The sequence below is a fragment of the Pseudomonas idahonensis genome, assembly GCF_037903935.1.
In the GTDB taxonomy this organism is placed as follows: domain Bacteria; phylum Pseudomonadota; class Gammaproteobacteria; order Pseudomonadales; family Pseudomonadaceae; genus Aquipseudomonas; species Aquipseudomonas danubii.
Map to the genome: position 1 here is coordinate 1933293 of NZ_CP149586.1, position 16706 is coordinate 1949998.

The 16706-nt window shown below is 58.8% G+C and carries 13 protein-coding genes; 12 read left to right on the plus strand and 1 reads right to left on the minus strand.

What is annotated here, in order from left to right; genetic code table 11:
• Positions 1-246: 246 nt before the first annotated feature.
• From WIN67_RS08795 to WIN67_RS08805, 3 genes are all read left to right on the plus strand, one after another.
• Entirely contained in the window at positions 247-1098 is an 852-nt protein-coding gene (locus WIN67_RS08795; protein WP_102863974.1) for a glycine betaine ABC transporter substrate-binding protein, read from the plus strand.
• 191 nt (positions 1099-1289) lie between these two features.
• Positions 1290-1601 carry a DUF485 domain-containing protein gene (locus WIN67_RS08800; RefSeq protein WP_102863973.1) on the plus strand — a complete coding sequence of 104 codons (312 nt, stop codon included), beginning with the start codon at positions 1290-1292 and terminating at the stop codon, positions 1599-1601.
• A complete protein-coding gene (locus tag WIN67_RS08805; RefSeq protein WP_102878885.1) occupies positions 1598-3256 on the plus strand; it encodes a cation acetate symporter in 1659 nt (552 codons plus the stop codon). The genes WIN67_RS08800 and WIN67_RS08805 overlap by 4 nt, the downstream gene beginning before the upstream one ends.
• Before the next feature lie 309 nt (positions 3257-3565).
• Here the strand turns inward: WIN67_RS08805 and gltA are convergent, their stop codons facing one another.
• On the minus strand, positions 3566-4855 hold the full coding sequence (gene gltA / locus WIN67_RS08810; RefSeq protein WP_011060047.1) for a citrate synthase: 1290 nt from the start codon (positions 4853-4855) through the stop codon (positions 3566-3568).
• Positions 4856-5205: 350 nt separating this feature from the next.
• On the opposite strand from gltA, the gene sdhC reads away from it, so the two are divergent.
• The 9 genes from sdhC (at position 5206) to sucD (ending at position 16619) form a co-directional block, all read left to right on the plus strand.
• Complete coding sequence (gene sdhC, locus WIN67_RS08815) at positions 5206-5592, plus strand: succinate dehydrogenase, cytochrome b556 subunit (protein WP_015634665.1); 387 nt, start codon at positions 5206-5208, stop codon at positions 5590-5592.
• Positions 5586-5954 carry a succinate dehydrogenase, hydrophobic membrane anchor protein gene (gene sdhD / locus WIN67_RS08820; protein ID WP_011060049.1) on the plus strand — a complete coding sequence of 123 codons (369 nt, stop codon included), beginning with the start codon at positions 5586-5588 and terminating at the stop codon, positions 5952-5954. The genes sdhC and sdhD overlap by 7 nt, the downstream gene beginning before the upstream one ends.
• Before the next feature lie 3 nt (positions 5955-5957).
• Positions 5958-7730, plus strand: a complete 1773-nt coding sequence (gene sdhA, locus WIN67_RS08825) for a succinate dehydrogenase flavoprotein subunit (RefSeq protein WP_102878886.1) — start codon at positions 5958-5960, stop codon at positions 7728-7730.
• 12 nt (positions 7731-7742) lie between these two features.
• Positions 7743-8447 (plus strand): succinate dehydrogenase iron-sulfur subunit, encoded by a 705-nt coding sequence (locus WIN67_RS08830; protein ID WP_011060051.1) that lies wholly within the window; start codon positions 7743-7745, stop codon positions 8445-8447.
• 263 nt (positions 8448-8710) lie between these two features.
• Complete coding sequence (locus tag WIN67_RS08835; RefSeq protein WP_339070990.1) at positions 8711-11542, plus strand: 2-oxoglutarate dehydrogenase E1 component; 2832 nt, start codon at positions 8711-8713, stop codon at positions 11540-11542.
• A gap of 42 nt (positions 11543-11584) precedes the next feature.
• A complete protein-coding gene (gene odhB / locus WIN67_RS08840; protein ID WP_253084453.1) occupies positions 11585-12802 on the plus strand; it encodes a 2-oxoglutarate dehydrogenase complex dihydrolipoyllysine-residue succinyltransferase in 1218 nt (405 codons plus the stop codon).
• A gap of 103 nt (positions 12803-12905) precedes the next feature.
• The gene (gene lpdA / locus WIN67_RS08845) at positions 12906-14342 is read left to right on the plus strand and encodes a dihydrolipoyl dehydrogenase (protein WP_102878888.1); all 1437 of its coding nucleotides are present in this window, start codon (positions 12906-12908) and stop codon (positions 14340-14342) included.
• Positions 14343-14571: 229 nt separating this feature from the next.
• The gene (sucC, locus tag WIN67_RS08850) at positions 14572-15738 is read left to right on the plus strand and encodes an ADP-forming succinate--CoA ligase subunit beta (protein WP_009047768.1); all 1167 of its coding nucleotides are present in this window, start codon (positions 14572-14574) and stop codon (positions 15736-15738) included.
• A complete protein-coding gene (gene sucD / locus WIN67_RS08855; protein WP_068587916.1) occupies positions 15738-16619 on the plus strand; it encodes a succinate--CoA ligase subunit alpha in 882 nt (293 codons plus the stop codon). The genes sucC and sucD overlap by 1 nt, the downstream gene beginning before the upstream one ends.
• The last annotated feature ends 87 nt before the right edge of the window (positions 16620-16706 follow it).

Sequence of the window (16706 nt, forward strand, 5' to 3'; positions counted from 1 at the left end):
TTTGGGCGGGCCCTGAGCCGAGGAGGTCGCAGCACCTGGTTACTGGCTATCTGATGTCGTTGCTGGTTGCCTTGAGGTCGCAGGCAGAGCAGGTCGCGGGCGGTGGCGGGTTGATGATCGAAGCATCAGTACTCCGCTGATGATCGAACGCGTTCGCGGTGAGGCGTGATGGGGGCGCTGAGCACCATAACCATACGTTGACGTGCCCGGCAGCCGCCTGGCACTGCACTTTTCGGGGAAGTAACGATGAAGATGCGACGACTCTTAGGCGCAGGTGCCGCACTGGTACTTGCCATCAGCTCCACTCTGGCCAGTGCCGACAGCAAAACCCTGAGCATCGGCTACGTCGACGGCTGGTCCGACAGCGTGGCGACTACCTATGTGGCGGCGGAGGTGATCAAGCAGAAGCTCGGTTACGACGTCAAACTGCAAGCGGTGGCGACCGGGATCATGTGGCAGGGCGTAGCCACCGGCAAGCTCGACGCCATGCTCTCGGCCTGGTTGCCGGTGACTCACGGCGAATACTGGACCAAGAACAAGGACAAGGTTGTCGACTACGGTCCCAACTTCAAGGACGCCAAGATCGGTCTGATCGTGCCGGAGTACGTCAAGGCCAAGACCATTGAGGACCTCAAGACCGATACCAGCTTCAAGAACAAGATTGTCGGCATCGACGCCGGTTCAGGGGTGATGCTCAAGACCGACCAGGCGATCAAGGACTACGGCCTGGACTACAAGCTGCAGGCCAGTTCCGGTGCGGCGATGATCGCCGAACTGACCCGGGCCGAGGATAAGCAGGAATCCATCGCCGTGACCGGCTGGGTACCGCACTGGATGTTCGCCAAGTGGAAACTGCGCTTCCTCGAAGATCCGAAAGGGGTGTATGGCGCCGCTGAAACCGTCAACAGCATCGGCAGCAAGGGCCTGGAGAAGAAGGCGCCAGAGGTGGCAGCGTTCCTGAAGAAGTTCCAGTGGGCGTCGAAGGATGAAATCGGCGAGGTCATGCTGGCCATTCAAGATGGCGCAAAACCGGATGTGGCAGCCAAGGACTGGGTGAGCAAGCACCCGGAGCGGGTTGCCGAGTGGACTGCTAAATAGCCGTCAGGCGTCTAGAACGAGGGTTGTGAGGCCGGCCGCTGATATCAGCGGCCGGCCTTGTGTTTTTTTGGGGGGGGAAGTTGGCGAGGTGGCTAATGTCGTTCTAATACTAAGGTCGTCTGGAACCTGCCTCACAGCCGCATAGAGTGGATTAGGTTCTACCTAAAATCTGTGCTGCGAGGATAAAAACAATGAACGACAGCATTTACCTCTCGATTCAAAACAGCCCGCGTTTCAAGGAGCTGGTCAGTAAGCGAGAGCGGTTCGCCTGGATTCTCTCGGCGATCATGCTTGGGCTTTACTCGGGCTTCATTCTGTTGATCGCTTACGGTCCGCAGATCCTGGGCGCCAAACTCAGTCCAACTTCATCCATCACCTGGGGCATTCCCATTGGTGTCGGCTTGATTGTCTCGGCCTTCATCCTGACCGGTATCTATGTGCGACGCGCCAACGGCGAGTTCGATGACCTGAACAATGCGATCCTGAAGGAGGCTCAGCAATGATCCGACGTCTATTCGCAGCACTCGGTCTTGCCGCTTTCGCTCCTGCCCTGTGGGCCGCAGACGCTTTGACTGGCGAAGTCCACAAGCAACCCCTCAACGTCTCGGCGATCGTGATGTTCGTGGTCTTCGTCGGGGCCACCCTGTGCATCACTTACTGGGCTTCCAAGCGTAACAAGTCGGCTGCCGACTATTACGCCGCGGGTGGCAAGATCACCGGCTTCCAGAACGGCCTGGCGATTGCCGGTGACTACATGTCGGCGGCGTCCTTCCTGGGGATTTCCGCGCTGGTGTTCACTTCCGGCTATGACGGCCTGATCTACTCCATCGGCTTCCTGGTGGGCTGGCCGATCATTCTGTTCCTGATCGCCGAGCGCCTGCGCAACCTGGGCAAGTACACCTTTGCCGACGTGGCGTCCTATCGCCTCGGGCAGACTCAGATCCGCACTCTGTCGGCCTGTGGTTCGCTGGTGGTGGTGGCGTTCTACCTGATCGCGCAGATGGTGGGTGCCGGCAAGCTGATCCAGCTGCTGTTCGGCCTCGACTACCATGTGGCGGTGATCCTGGTGGGGATCCTGATGTGCCTGTATGTGCTGTTCGGCGGCATGCTGGCCACCACTTGGGTACAGATCATCAAGGCAGTGCTGCTGCTGTCCGGTGCGTCCTTCATGGCGCTGATGGTGATGAAGCACGTCAACTTCGATTTCAACACCCTGTTCTCCGAGGCGATCAAGGTTCACCCCAAAGGTGAGGCGATCATGAGCCCTGGCGGTCTGGTGAAGGACCCGATCTCGGCATTCTCCCTGGGGCTTGCGCTGATGTTCGGTACTGCCGGCCTGCCGCATATCCTGATGCGCTTCTTCACCGTGAGCGATGCCAAGGAAGCCCGTAAGAGCGTGCTCTACGCCACTGGCTTCATCGGTTACTTCTACATCCTGACCTTCATCATCGGTTTTGGCGCGATCCTGCTGGTGAGCACCAATCCGGCCTTCAAGGATGCCGCAGGCGCCTTGCTGGGTGGCAACAACATGGCGGCAGTGCACCTGGCCAATGCGGTGGGCGGCAGCGTGTTCCTCGGCTTCATCTCGGCGGTGGCTTTCGCCACCATTCTGGCGGTAGTAGCGGGCCTGACCCTGGCAGGTGCTTCGGCGGTGTCCCATGACCTGTATGCCAGTGTGGTCAAGAAGGGCAAGGCCAACGAGAAGGATGAGATTCGCGTTTCCAAGATCACTACCGTGGCCTTGGGCGTGCTGGCCATCGGCCTGGGTATTCTCTTCGAGAGTCAGAACATTGCGTTCATGGTGGGCCTGGCGTTCTCCATCGCTGCCAGTTGCAACTTCCCGGTGCTGCTGCTTTCCATGTACTGGAAGAAGCTCACCACGCGTGGCGCCATGATTGGCGGCTGGTTGGGCCTGGTCAGTGCGGTGGCATTGATGGTTCTCGGTCCGACCATCTGGGTGCAGATCCTGCACCACGAGAAGGCAATCTTCCCGTACGAGTACCCGGCGCTGTTCTCGATGATCATTGCCTTTGTCGGTATCTGGTTCTTCTCCATCACTGACAAGTCGGCTTCGGCGGCCAATGAGCGGGCTTTGTTCTTCCCGCAGTTCGTGCGTTCGCAGACCGGCCTGGGCGCCAGTGGCGCGGTGTCGCACTAAGCTCGGCCTGTGTATCGGCTTCTATATAGAAGCTGTGTAATAGCAAAATGCCTCGATCGAAAGATCGGGGCATTTTTTTGTCTGCTCGCTCTGTTCAGATACCCTCGACTGCGGGCGCAGCGATAGTCGAGATGCAAGGAGCTGGCGTGCCAGCGAAGGCTTATTCGAGGGGGAGGCAGGGCTGCGGGGTTCTTCGCCGGCAAGTCGGTTCCGGCAGGGGGTAGGTGAGGGGAGGGGGGGGCAGAAACAAATACGACCTCTGTTAGAGGCCGTATCCGGTGCAGCTAAGACGTGTGCGCAAGGCAGGTCTTATTTGCGGTCTTCCAGCTTGGTGATGTCGCGCGATTCGTAGCCGGTGTACAGCTGACGAGGACGGCCGATCTTGTAAGGGCTGGAGAGCATTTCTTTCCAGTGGGAGATCCAGCCGACGGTCCGCGCCAGGGCGAAGATCACGGTGAACATGCTGGTCGGAATGCCGATCGCCTTGAGGATGATCCCCGAGTAGAAGTCGACGTTCGGGTACAGGGAGCGTTCGATGAAGTACGGATCGGTCAGGGCGATCTCTTCCAGGCGCATGGCCAGTTCGAGCTGAGGATCGTTGTTGATGCCCAGTTCTTTCAGGACTTCGTCGCAGGTCTGCTTCATTACGGTGGCGCGCGGGTCGCGGTTCTTATACACGCGGTGACCGAAGCCCATGAGTTTGAACGGATCGTTCTTGTCCTTGGCCTTGGCGATGAACTTGTCGATGTTCGAGACATCGCCAATTTCGTCGAGCATGGTCAGTACGGCTTCGTTGGCGCCGCCGTGGGCAGGGCCCCAGAGCGCGGCGATACCGGCGGCGATACAGGCGAACGGGTTGGCGCCCGAGGAACCGGCAAGGCGTACGGTGGAAGTCGAGGCGTTCTGTTCGTGGTCGGCGTGGAGGATGAAGATCCGGTCCATCGCCTTGGCCAGCACCGGGCTGATCGGTTTGATCTCGCACGGGGTGTTGAACATCATGTGCAGGAAGTTTTCCGCGTACGACAGGTCGTTGCGCGGATACATCATCGGCTGGCCCATGGAGTACTTGTAAACCATCGCTGCCAGGGTCGGCATCTTGGCGACCAGGCGCACGGCGGAAATTTCGCGGTGCTGCGGGTTATTGATGTCCAGGGAGTCGTGGTAGAACGCCGAGAGTGCACCCACTACGCCGCACATTACCGCCATTGGGTGGGCGTCGCGGCGGAAACCGTTGAAGAAGCTCTTCAGCTGCTCGTGAACCATGGTGTGGTTTTTCACGGTGCTGACGAACTGGGCCTTCTGTTCGGCGGTAGGCAATTCACCGTTGAGCAGCAGGTAGCAGGTTTCCAGGTAGTCCGACTTTTCAGCCAGCTGTTCGATCGGGTAGCCGCGGTGTAGCAGAATGCCGTTGTCGCCGTCGATATAGGTGATTTTCGACTCGCAGGAGGCGGTCGACATGAAACCCGGGTCAAAAGTGAAGCGGCCCGTGGCCGTCAGGCCCCGAACATCAATTACATCGGGACCAACGGTGCCGGTTAAAATGGGCAGCTCGACGGGGGCTGCGCCCTCGATGATCAACTGCGCTTTTTTGTCAGCCATGTGGCCTCCTATTTATGCTTGAAATCATCAGACAGACCCCCCACGCAGGGCCCGCACCACTATAGTGAGATAAATCTGAATGTCAATTTGCCTAAAGTCTTGTCCCAGAAGGCTTTGGGAGGGATTTTTTAGCGAAATTCAGCGCCATTTACGCCTTTTATAAGGCTAACGCAATCAGCTATTAGGGGAAGGTGTTTGCGTTGTCATTAGTAGCCTAACTGTCTATACTCGGCCACCGACCTCCGTAGGCTTCTGGGCCCGCTTTATTGGGGGTCGCACTCCCTGGGTAGTGGTTACCTGACCAGTGCACTCCCCAACAACTTTGCCCTGATTGTTAGGGGCTCTTCAGTGTGAAAAAAGCCGTGAATAGCCAACGACCTGTAAACCTAGACCTAAGGACCATCAAACTCCCCATCACCGGCGTTACGTCGTTTCTTCACCGTGTTTCCGGCATCATCCTCTTCCTGGGCATCGGCATCATGCTTTATGCATTGAGCAAATCCCTGGGCTCCGAGGAAGGCTATGCCGAGGTGAAGGCGTGCTTGACCAGTCCGCTGGCCAAATTCGTTGCGTGGGGCCTCCTGTCCGCCTTGCTGTATCACTTGGTGGCCGGTGTACGCCATCTGATTATGGACATGGGCATCGGTGAGACGCTGGAAGGCGGCAAGCTGGGCTCGAAAATCGTTATCGCCGTATCCGTGGTGGTAATCGTTCTGGCGGGAGTTTGGATATGGTAACCAGCGTTACGAACCTGTCGCGTTCGGGCCTTTATGACTGGATGGCACAGCGTGTGTCTGCGGTCGTTCTCGCGGCTTATTTCATTTTCCTGATCGGATACCTCGTAGCGAATCCGGGCATTGACTACACCCAGTGGCATGGCCTGTTCGCAAACAACTGGATGCGTATCTTCAGTCTGCTGGCCATGGTGGCCCTGGGCGCTCACGCCTGGGTCGGCATGTGGACCATCTCGACTGACTACCTGACGCCGATGGCGCTGGGCAAGTCGGCGACAGCAGTGCGTTTCCTTTTCCAGGCAGTATGCGGCGTTGCGATGTTCGCTTACTTCGTCTGGGGTGTGCAGATTCTCTGGGGTATCTGATTCATGGCTAACATTCCAACCATTTCTTTCGACGCCATCATCATTGGCGGCGGCGGCGCCGGCATGCGTGCCGCACTGCAGCTGGCCCAGGGCGGCCACAAGACTGCCGTGATCACCAAGGTGTTCCCGACCCGTTCGCACACTGTGTCTGCCCAAGGCGGCATCACTTGCGCGATCGCCTCGGCGGACCCGAACGATGACTGGCGCTGGCACATGTACGATACCGTCAAGGGTTCCGACTACATCGGTGACCAGGACGCTATCGAATACATGTGTCAGGAAGGCCCGGCTGCGGTCTTCGAACTGGACCACATGGGTCTGCCGTTCTCCCGTACCGAAACCGGTCGCATCTATCAGCGTCCTTTCGGTGGTCAGTCCAAGGACTACGGCAAGGGCGGCCAGGCTGCTCGTACCTGCGCGGCGTCCGACCGTACCGGTCACGCACTGCTGCACACCCTTTATCAGGGCAACCTGAAAGCCGGTACCACCTTCCTCAACGAGTGGTACGCGGTCGATCTGGTGAAGAACCAGGACGGCGCTTTTGTCGGCGTGATCGCGATCTGCATCGAAACCGGCGAAACTACCTACATCCGCTCCAAGGCCACCGTTCTGGCTACCGGCGGTGCAGGTCGTATCTATGCTTCCACCACCAACGCCCTGATCAACACCGGTGACGGTGTAGGCATGGCGCTGCGTGCCGGCGTTCCGGTGCAAGACATCGAAATGTGGCAGTTCCACCCGACCGGTATCGCCGGCGCTGGTGTACTGGTGACTGAAGGCTGCCGCGGTGAGGGCGGTTACCTGATCAACAAGCATGGCGAGCGTTTCATGGAGCGTTATGCTCCGAACGCCAAGGACCTGGCAGGTCGCGACGTTGTTGCGCGCTCCATGGTCAAGGAAATCATCGCCGGCAACGGCTGTGGCCCGAATGGCGACCACGTGATGCTCAAGCTTGATCACCTGGGCGAAGAAGTACTGCACAGCCGCCTGCCTGGCATCTGCGAGCTGTCCAAGACCTTTGCCCACGTTGACCCGGTGGTTGCTCCGGTTCCGGTCGTTCCAACCTGCCACTACATGATGGGCGGCGTTGCCACCAACATTCATGGTCAGGCGATCACTCAGAACGCTGCTGGCGAAGACACCATCATCCCTGGTCTGTTCGCAGTGGGTGAAGTGGCTTGCGTATCGGTACACGGCGCCAACCGTCTGGGCGGCAACTCGCTGCTGGACCTGGTGGTGTTCGGTCGTGCAGCTGGCCTGCACCTGGAAAAAGCGCTGACCGACGGTATCGAATACCGCGATGCCAGCGACACCGACGTTGACGTTGCCCTGAACCGCCTGGCCAAGCTCAACGAGCGCACCACCGGTGAAGACGTTGCAACCCTGCGCCGCGAGCTGCAGAACTGCATGCAGAACTACTTCGGTGTATTCCGTACCGGCGAGTACATGCAGAAGGGTATTGCTCAGCTGGCTGAGCTGCGCGAGCGTATCGCCAACGTCAAGATCAACGACAAGTCTCAAGCTTTCAACACTGCGCGTATCGAAGCACTTGAGCTGCAGAACCTGCTGGAAGTGGCTGAAGCCACTGCCATCGCTGCCGAAGTGCGTAAAGAGTCCCGCGGCGCTCACGCCCGTGAAGACTTCGAAGACCGTGACGACGAAAACTGGCTGTGCCACACCCTGTACTTCCCGGGTGAGAAGCGCGTTGCCAAGCGTGCGGTCAACTTCTCGCCGAAGACTGTTCCGACTTTTGAACCAAAAGTCCGGACTTACTAAAGGGTGATCGATATGTTGCAAGTTGAAGTTTATCGTTACAACCCTGACACCGACTCGGCTCCGAAAACCCAGGTTTTCCAGGTCGACACCGGTGGCAAGGACTTGATGGTGCTGGACGTGCTGGCGCTGATCAAAGAGCAGGACGAGGGGTTCTCCTATCGTCGTTCCTGCCGTGAAGGCGTTTGCGGTTCCGATGGCATGAACATCAACGGCAAGAATGGCCTGGCGTGCATCACGCCGCTGTCCGCCGTGGTCAAGAAGAACAAGCTGGTTGTTCGTCCGCTGCCAGGTCTGCCGGTTATCCGTGACCTGGTCGTCGATATGAGCATCTTCTACAAGCAATACGAGAAGGTGAAGCCATTCCTGCAGAACGACACGCCGGCTCCGGCCATCGAGCGTCTGCAGTCCCCGGAAGAGCGCGAAAAGCTCGACGGTCTGTACGAGTGTATCCTGTGCGCTTGCTGCTCGACCTCCTGCCCGTCCTTCTGGTGGAACCCGGACAAGTTCCTGGGCCCGGCTGCTCTGCTGCAAGCCTATCGCTTCCTGGCAGACAGCCGTGACACCAAGACTTCCGAGCGTCTGGCTTCTCTTGATGACCCGTTCAGCGTATTCCGCTGCCGGGGGATCATGAACTGCGTCAACGTTTGTCCGAAGGGCCTGAACCCGACTAAGGCCATCGGTCACATTCGTAACATGTTGCTGCAGAGTGGCGTGTGATTCAGCTGTTGTACCCGTAGGACCGCTGTACCCGTAAAAGCCAAGGCGCGGGCTTCAACCCGCGTCATGGCTCTAACCTGAGCAGCAGCTCACAAAGTGGCTGCTTTTATTTTTGAAGAAATGAGACAAGCAGGGGCATCCGGGCTGGTACCCGGACTATCAGCGTGATCCTAAGTGGCTTGTTTTGGTCGCTGCATTCGGACTTCTGCAAGCTTGCTCGGTGTCTTCGCCGGTGGTGTTCCCCTAACCGAGGGTGACCAAGCATGCAAGAAAGCGTGATGCAGCGCATGTGGAACAGCGCCTACCTATCCGGTAGTAACGCTGCCTATGTGGAAGAGCTCTACGAGCTCTACCTGCACGACCCTAACGCTGTGCCAGAAGAGTGGCGCACTTACTTTCAGAAGTTGCCTACCGACGGCAGCACTGCCATCGATGTTTCGCACTCGACAATCCGCGATCATTTCGTCTTGCTGGCAAAGAACCAGCGCCGCGCCCAACCGGTATCCGCCGGCAGCGTGAGCAGTGAGCACGAGAAGAAGCAAGTTGAAGTGCTGCGATTGATCCAGGCCTATCGGATGCGTGGCCACCAGGCAGCCCAGCTGGACCCGCTGGGGCTGTGGCAGCGTCCTGCACCTGCAGACCTGTCGATCAATCATTACGGCTTGACCAATGCCGATCTTGATACGACCTTCCGTGCCGGCGACCTGTTCATCGGCAAAGAGGAAGCGAGCCTACGCGAAATTCACGAAGCGTTGCAGCAGACATATTGCCGCACCATCGGCGCTGAATTCACGCACATCACCGATTCTGAACAGCGTCAGTGGTTCCAGCAGCGTCTGGAAAGCGTACGCGGCCGTCCGACCTATTCCGCCGACATCAAGAGCCACTTGCTCGAGCGCGTCACCGCCGGCGAAGGCCTGGAAAAATACCTGGGTACCAAATACCCGGGCACCAAGCGTTTCGGTCTGGAAGGTGGTGAAAGCCTGATTCCAATGCTCGACGAGCTGATCCAGCGTTCCGGTTCCTACGGCACCAAGGAAGTCGTGATCGGCATGGCTCACCGTGGCCGTCTCAACGTCCTGGTCAACACCTTCGGCAAGAACCCGCGCGAGCTGTTCGACGAGTTCGAAGGCAAGAAGAAGGTCGAGCTGGGCTCCGGTGACGTTAAGTATCACCAGGGCTTCTCGTCCAACGTGATGACCGCCGGCGGCGAAGTTCACCTGGCCATGGCGTTCAACCCGTCCCACCTGGAAATCGTTTCTCCAGTGGTCGAGGGTTCGGTGCGCGCCCGTCAGGATCGTCGCAACGACCAGACCGGCGACAAGGTTCTGCCGATCTCGATCCACGGTGACGCGGCGTTTGCCGGTCAGGGCGTGGTGATGGAAACCTTCCAGATGTCCCAGACCCGCGGTTTCCGTACCGGCGGCACTGTGCACATCGTGATCAACAACCAGGTAGGTTTCACCATCAGCAACCCGCTGGACTCGCGCTCCACCGAGTACGCTACTGACGTTGCGAAGATGATCCAGGCGCCGATCCTCCATGTGAATGGTGATGATCCGGAAGCCGTGTTGTTCGTGACCCAGATGGCCATCGACTACCGCATGCAGTACAAGCGCGACGTGGTGATCGACCTGGTCTGCTACCGTCGTCGCGGCCACAACGAGGCCGACGAGCCAAGCGGCACCCAGCCACTGATGTATCAGCAGATCACCAAACAGCGCACCACCCGTGAGCTGTATGCCGATCGCCTGATCCAGAGCGGTGTGCTCGACGCAGAGCGTGTTCAGGCGAAAGTCGATGAGTACCGCAATGCGCTGGACAACGGTCTGCACGTAGTGAAGAGCCTGGTCAAGGAACCGAACAAAGAGTTGTTCGTGGATTGGCGTCCATACCTGGGCCACACCTGGACCGCACGTCACGACACCACCTTCGATCTCAAGACCCTGCAGGAACTGTCCGCCAAGTTGCTGGAGCTGCCGGAAGGCTTCGTGGTTCAGCGTCAGGTTGCGAAGATCTACGAAGACCGTCAGAAGATGCAAGCCGGCGGCCTGCCGATCAACTGGGGTTACGCTGAAACCATGGCGTACGCGACCCTGGCGTTCGAAGGTCACCCGATCCGCATGACCGGCCAGGACATCGGCCGCGGCACCTTCTCGCACCGCCACGCCGTTCTGCACAACCAGAAAGATGCCAGCACTTATGTGCCGCTCAAGCATCTGTTCGAACGTCAGCCGCGCTTTGACCTGTACGACTCCTTCCTGTCGGAAGAGGCGGTACTGGCATTCGAATACGGCTACTCGACCACCACGCCAAACGCGCTGGTGATCTGGGAAGCCCAGTTCGGCGACTTCGCCAACGGTGCACAAGTGGTGATCGACCAGTTCATCACCAGCGGCGAGCACAAGTGGGGCCGTCTCTGCGGTCTGACCATGCTGCTGCCTCACGGTTACGAAGGTCAGGGCCCTGAGCACTCCTCGGCGCGTCTGGAGCGTTACCTGCAACTGTGTGCCGAGCACAACATTCAGGTGTGCATGCCGACCACTCCGGCACAGATCTACCACTTGCTGCGCCGTCAGGTGATCCGTCCTCTGCGCAAACCACTGGTGGTTCTGACTCCGAAGTCGCTGCTGCGCCACAAGCTGGCCATCTCGACTCTGGAAGATCTGGCCGAAGGTTCGTTCCAGACCGTGATTCCGGAAATCGACGTACTGGACCCGAAAAAGGTCGAGCGCCTGATTCTGTGTAGCGGCAAGGTCTACTACGACCTGTTGGAAAAACGCCGTGCCGAAGGTCGTGAAGACATCGCCGTCGTGCGTATTGAGCAGCTGTACCCGTTCCCTGAGGACGATCTGAACGAAGTCCTGGCTCCGTACACCAACCTCAAGCATGTGGTTTGGTGTCAGGAAGAGCCGATGAACCAGGGCGCCTGGTACTGCAGCCAGCACCACATGCGTCGCATCGTAGGCAATCACGACAAGTCGCTCGTACTCGAGTACGCGGGCCGTGACGCCTCTGCTGCGCCAGCTTGTGGCTACGCGTCGATGCACGCCGAGCAGCAGGAAAAACTGCTGCAAGATGCCTTCACTGTTTAACGCCTTCGCGCACCTGAAACCGAATTTAAGGAACCACTGATAATGGCTATCGAGATCAAAGCCCCCACTTTCCCGGAATCGGTTGCCGATGGCACCGTTGCCACCTGGCACAAGCAACCGGGCGAAGCCGTCAAGCGCGACGAGCTGATCGTCGACATCGAGACCGACAAGGTTGTGCTGGAAGTGCTGGCCACCGCTGATGGCGTGCTGGGCGCTATCGTCAAGAACGAAGGCGACACCGTTCTGTCCGACGAAGTTCTGGGCTCCATCGTTGAAGGCGCAGCTGCTGCCGCTGCTCCTGCTGCCGCCGCTGCTCCGGCCGCTGCTGCCCCTGCTGCCGCTGACGGCGAAGACGATCCAATCGCCGCTCCTGCCGCGCGCAAGCTGGCTGAAGAGAACGGCATCAACATCGCCTCCGTTGCCGGTACCGGCAAAGGCGGTCGTGTGACCAAGGAAGACGTGGTGGCTGCTGTTGCCGCCAAGAAAGCCGCTCCGGCTGCCGCGCCTGCCAAGGCTCCGGCTCCAGCCGCTGCTGCTCCAGTCTTCGCTGCCGGCGATCGCGTCGAGAAGCGCGTACCTATGACCCGCCTGCGGGCCAAGGTTGCCGAGCGTCTGGTTGAAGCACAGTCGAACATGGCCATGCTGACCACCTTCAACGAAGTCGACATGACCGAAGTCATGGCTCTGCGTTCGAAGTACAAGGACCTGTTCGAGAAGTCCCACAACGGCGTGCGCCTGGGCTTCATGTCGTTCTTCGTCAAGGCCGCCACCGAAGCGCTGAAGCGCTTCCCGGCAGTCAACGCTTCGATCGACGGTTCCGACATCGTCTACCACGGCTACGCCGACATCGGTGTTGCGGTGTCCAGCGACCGTGGCCTGGTGGTTCCGGTCCTGCGTAACGCCGAGCTGATGAGCCTGGCCGAAATCGAAGGCGGCATCGCCACCTTCGGCAAGAAGGCCCGCGACGGCAAGCTGTCGATGGAAGAGATGACCGGTGGTACTTTCACCATCACCAACGGTGGTACTTTCGGCTCGATGATGTCGACCCCGATCGTCAACCCACCGCAAGCCGCTATCCTGGGCATGCACAACATCCTGCAACGTCCTATGGCGATCAACGGTCAGGTAGTAATCCGTCCGATGATGTACCTGGCGCTGTCCTACGATCACCGTCTGATCGACGGTAAAGAAGCTGTGACGTTCCTGGTGACCATCAAGAACCTGCTGGAAGACCCGGCGCGTCTGCTCCTGGACATCTAAAAAGCAGTTGCAAGCTGCAAGCGACAAGTTCCGAGCCCTTAAGGCGAGGGGCTTCAAGCTTGCGGCTTGCGGCTTCTAGCTTGCCGTTAAAAGGAACCTTTTTATGACTCAGAAATTCGACGTGGTAGTGATTGGCGCGGGCCCAGGCGGTTATGTCGCCGCAATCAAGGCCGCACAACTCGGTTTCACCACCGCTTGCATCGAGAAGTACACCGACAAAGAGGGCAAGCTGGCCCTCGGTGGTACTTGCCTGAACGTCGGTTGCATTCCTTCCAAGGCGCTGCTGGACAGCTCCTGGAAATTCCATGAGGCTCAGGACGGTTTCGCCATCCACGGTATCAGCCACGCTGGCGTGACCATGGACGTACCGGCCATGGTCGGTCGCAAGGCCAACATCGTCAAAGGCCTGACCAGCGGTGTTGCCACCCTGTTCAAAGCCAACGGCGTAACCTCGATCCAAGGCCACGGCAAACTGCTGGCAGGCAAGAAAGTCGAAGTCACCAAGCCGGACGGTTCGGTTGAAGTCATCGAAGCTGAAAACGTGATCCTGGCTCCAGGTTCGCGTCCAATCGACATTCCACCGGCCCCGGTCGATCAGAATGTCATCGTCGACTCCACCGGCGCGCTGGAATTCCAGGCCGTACCAAAACGTCTGGGCGTGATCGGCGCTGGCGTTATTGGTCTGGAACTGGGCTCGGTCTGGTCGCGTCTGGGCGCGCAAGTGACTGTCCTGGAAGCCCTGGACACCTTCCTGATGGCAGCTGACACCGCTGTTTCCAAGGAAGCGCTGAAAACCCTGACCAAGCAGGGTCTGGACATCAAGCTGGGCGCTCGCGTGACCGGCTCCAAGGTCAACGGCGAAGAAGTCGTGGTGACCTACACCGACGCCAACGGCGAACAGACCATCACTTTCGACAAGCTGATTGTCGCCGTTGGTCGCCGTCCGGTGACCACCGATCTGCTGGCTGCCGACTGCGGCGTGACCCTCGACGAGCGCGGTTTCGTGCACGTTGACGATCACTGCGCTACTACCGTACCGGGCGTCTACGCCATTGGTGACGTGGTGCGCGGCATGATGCTGGCTCACAAGGCCTCGGAAGAGGGCATCATGGTTGCCGAGCGCATCAAGGGCCACAAGGCCCAGATGAACTATGACCTGATCCCTTCGGTTATCTATACTCACCCGGAAATTGCATGGGTCGGTAAAACCGAGCAGGCCTTGAAAGCTGAAGGCGTTGAAGTTAACGTCGGCACCTTTCCGTTTGCCGCCAGCGGCCGTGCCATGGCAGCCAACGACACCGGTGGTTTCGTCAAAGTCATCGCCGATGCCAAGACTGACCGCGTATTGGGCGTCCACGTGATTGGCCCAAGCGCTGCGGAACTGGTTCAGCAAGGTGCAATCGGCATGGAATTCGGCACCAGCGCCGAAGACCTGGGCATGATGGTTTTCTCTCATCCGACCCTGTCCGAAGCCCTGCACGAAGCAGCTCTGGCTGTGAATGGCACTGCCATCCACATTGCCAACCGCAAGAAACGCTAAGCAATAATAAGAAACCACGGCGGTTGGCCCGTCGTGAGCCTTGTGCGCAAGACTCACCGCGGAATATCCGCTGGACTCGACCTCTTGAGGTAGCGCCACACACTGGATCGGGGCCCAGGCTCCGGGTTCAGGTGTGGCGCTGGTTTGAGAGTAGCGGTCACAGGTGGTGCGGCACTCAATCTTGAGCGCAGCGCCGAATGCGCAGTACCTAACGAAGACGGTAAAAAGCATGAATCTTCACGAGTATCAGGGTAAGCAGCTGTTCGCTGAATACGGCCTGCCAGTATCCAAAGGCTACGCGGTAGACACCCCGGAAGAAGCAGCAGAAGCTTGCGACAAAATCGGCGGCTCCGAGTGGGTTGTCAAAGCCCAGGTTCACGCCGGTGGTCGCGGTAAAGCGGGCGGCGTTAAGCTGGTTCGCAGCAAAGAAGACGCTAAGGCATTCGCTCAGCAGTGGTTGGGCAAGCGTCTGGTGACCTATCAGACTGACGCCAATGGCCAGCCTGTCACCAAGATCCTGGTTGAATCGTGCACTGATATCGCTAAAGAGCTGTACCTGGGCGCTGTCGTTGACCGTTCGAGCCGTCGCATCGTGTTCATGGCTTCCACCGAAGGTGGCGTGGACATCGAGAAAATCGCTCACGACACTCCAGAAAAAATTCTGAAAGCCACTATCGACCCACTGGTTGGCGCTCAGCCATTCCAGGGTCGCGAGCTGGCTTTCCAGCTGGGTCTGGAAGGCAAGCAAGTTGCCCAGTTCGCCAAGATCTTCGTGGGTCTGGCCAAACTGTTCCAGGATCACGATCTGGCCCTGCTGGAAGTGAACCCGCTGGTGATCAAGGCTGACGGCGATCTGCACTGCCTGGACGCCAAGATCAACATCGACGCCAACGCCATGTACCGTCAGCCTAAGCTGAAGACCTTCCACGATCCGTCGCAGGACGATCCGCGCGAAGCGCACGCTGCCAAGTTCGAACTGAACTACGTAGCCCTGGAAGGCAACATTGGCTGCATGGTCAACGGTGCCGGCCTGGCCATGGGTACCATGGACATCGTCAACCTGCACGGCGGTAAGCCAGCCAACTTCCTCGACGTGGGCGGTGGTGCTACCAAAGAGCGCGTGACCGAAGCTTTCAAGATCATCCTGTCCGACACCAACGTCGCTGCAGTACTGGTCAACATCTTTGGCGGCATCGTTCGCTGCGACATGATTGCCGAAGGCATCATCGGCGCTGTGAAAGAAGTCGGCGTGAAAATCCCGGTTGTTGTTCGCCTTGAAGGCAACAACGCTGAACTGGGCGCTAAAGTACTGGCAGAAAGCGGCTTGAACATCATCGCTGCTACCAGCCTGACCGACGCTGCTCAACAAGTTGTCAAAGCTGCGGAGGGCAAATAATGAGCGTCCTGATCAATAAAGACACCAAAGTTATCTGCCAGGGTATTACCGGTTCGCAAGGTAGTTTCCACACCCAGCAAGCCATCGAATACGGCACCCAGATGGTGGGTGGCGTAACTCCAGGCAAAGGCGGTACCGAGCACCTGGGTCTGCCAGTGTTCAACACCGTGAAAGACGCTGTAGCTGCCACTGGCGCCACCGCCAGCGTGATCTACGTTCCAGCTCCTTTCTGCAAGGACTCGATCCTGGAAGCAGCGTTCGGCGGCATCAAGCTGATCGTCTGCATCACCGAAGGCATCCCTACCCTGGACATGCTGGACGCTAAAGTTAAGTGCGACGAGCTGGGTGTTACCCTGATCGGCCCTAACTGCCCAGGCGTGATCACTCCAGGCGAATGCAAGATCGGCATCATGCCAGGTCACATTCACTTGCCAGGCAAGGTCGGTATCGTTTCCCGTTCCGGCACCCTGACTTACGAAGCCGTTAAGCAGACCACTGACGCCGGTTTCGGTCAGTCCACCTGCGTCGGCATCGGTGGTGACCCGATCCCAGGCTCCAACTTCATCGACATCCTGAAGCTGTTCCAGGAAGACCCGAAGACCGAAGCGATCGTGATGATCGGCGAGATCGGCGGTTCGGCTGAAGAAGAGGCGGCTGCCTACATCAAGGCTCACGTGACCAAGCCGGTTGTTTCCTACATCGCTGGTGTGACTGCTCCTCCGGGCAAGCGCATGGGCCATGCTGGCGCAATCATCTCTGGCGGCAAAGGCACTGCAGACGAGAAATTCGCTGCGCTGCAAGACGCAGGCGTGAAAACCGTGCGTTCGCTGGCAGACATCGGCAAGGCCCTGGCCGAGCTGACCGGTTGGGCTGTCAAGTAAGCCTCGCGCTTAACTGACGCTTCAACCACAAAGGCCACCTTCGGGTGGCCTTTGTGCTTTCTGCCCCAGCAGCCGACTTGCCGGCGT

Bases quoted from the DNA above. Each gene is read 5' to 3' on its own strand.
- WIN67_RS08795 (WP_102863974.1), top strand. From the start codon at position 247: ATGAAGATGCGACGACTCTTAGGCGCAGGTGCCGCACTGGTACTTGCC.
- WIN67_RS08800 (WP_102863973.1), top strand. From the start codon at position 1,290: ATGAACGACAGCATTTACCTCTCGATTCAAAACAGCCCGCGTTTCAAG.
- WIN67_RS08805 (WP_102878885.1), top strand. From the start codon at position 1,598: ATGATCCGACGTCTATTCGCAGCACTCGGTCTTGCCGCTTTCGCTCCT.
- gltA (WP_011060047.1), bottom strand. From the start codon at position 4,855: ATGGCTGACAAAAAAGCGCAGTTGATCATCGAGGGCGCAGCCCCCGTC.
- sdhD (WP_011060049.1), top strand. From the start codon at position 5,586: ATGGTAACCAGCGTTACGAACCTGTCGCGTTCGGGCCTTTATGACTGG.
- sdhA (WP_102878886.1), top strand. From the start codon at position 5,958: ATGGCTAACATTCCAACCATTTCTTTCGACGCCATCATCATTGGCGGC.
- WIN67_RS08830 (WP_011060051.1), top strand. From the start codon at position 7,743: ATGTTGCAAGTTGAAGTTTATCGTTACAACCCTGACACCGACTCGGCT.
- WIN67_RS08835 (WP_339070990.1), top strand. From the start codon at position 8,711: ATGCAAGAAAGCGTGATGCAGCGCATGTGGAACAGCGCCTACCTATCC.
- odhB (WP_253084453.1), top strand. From the start codon at position 11,585: ATGGCTATCGAGATCAAAGCCCCCACTTTCCCGGAATCGGTTGCCGAT.
- lpdA (WP_102878888.1), top strand. From the start codon at position 12,906: ATGACTCAGAAATTCGACGTGGTAGTGATTGGCGCGGGCCCAGGCGGT.
- sucC (WP_009047768.1), top strand. From the start codon at position 14,572: ATGAATCTTCACGAGTATCAGGGTAAGCAGCTGTTCGCTGAATACGGC.
- sucD (WP_068587916.1), top strand. From the start codon at position 15,738: ATGAGCGTCCTGATCAATAAAGACACCAAAGTTATCTGCCAGGGTATT.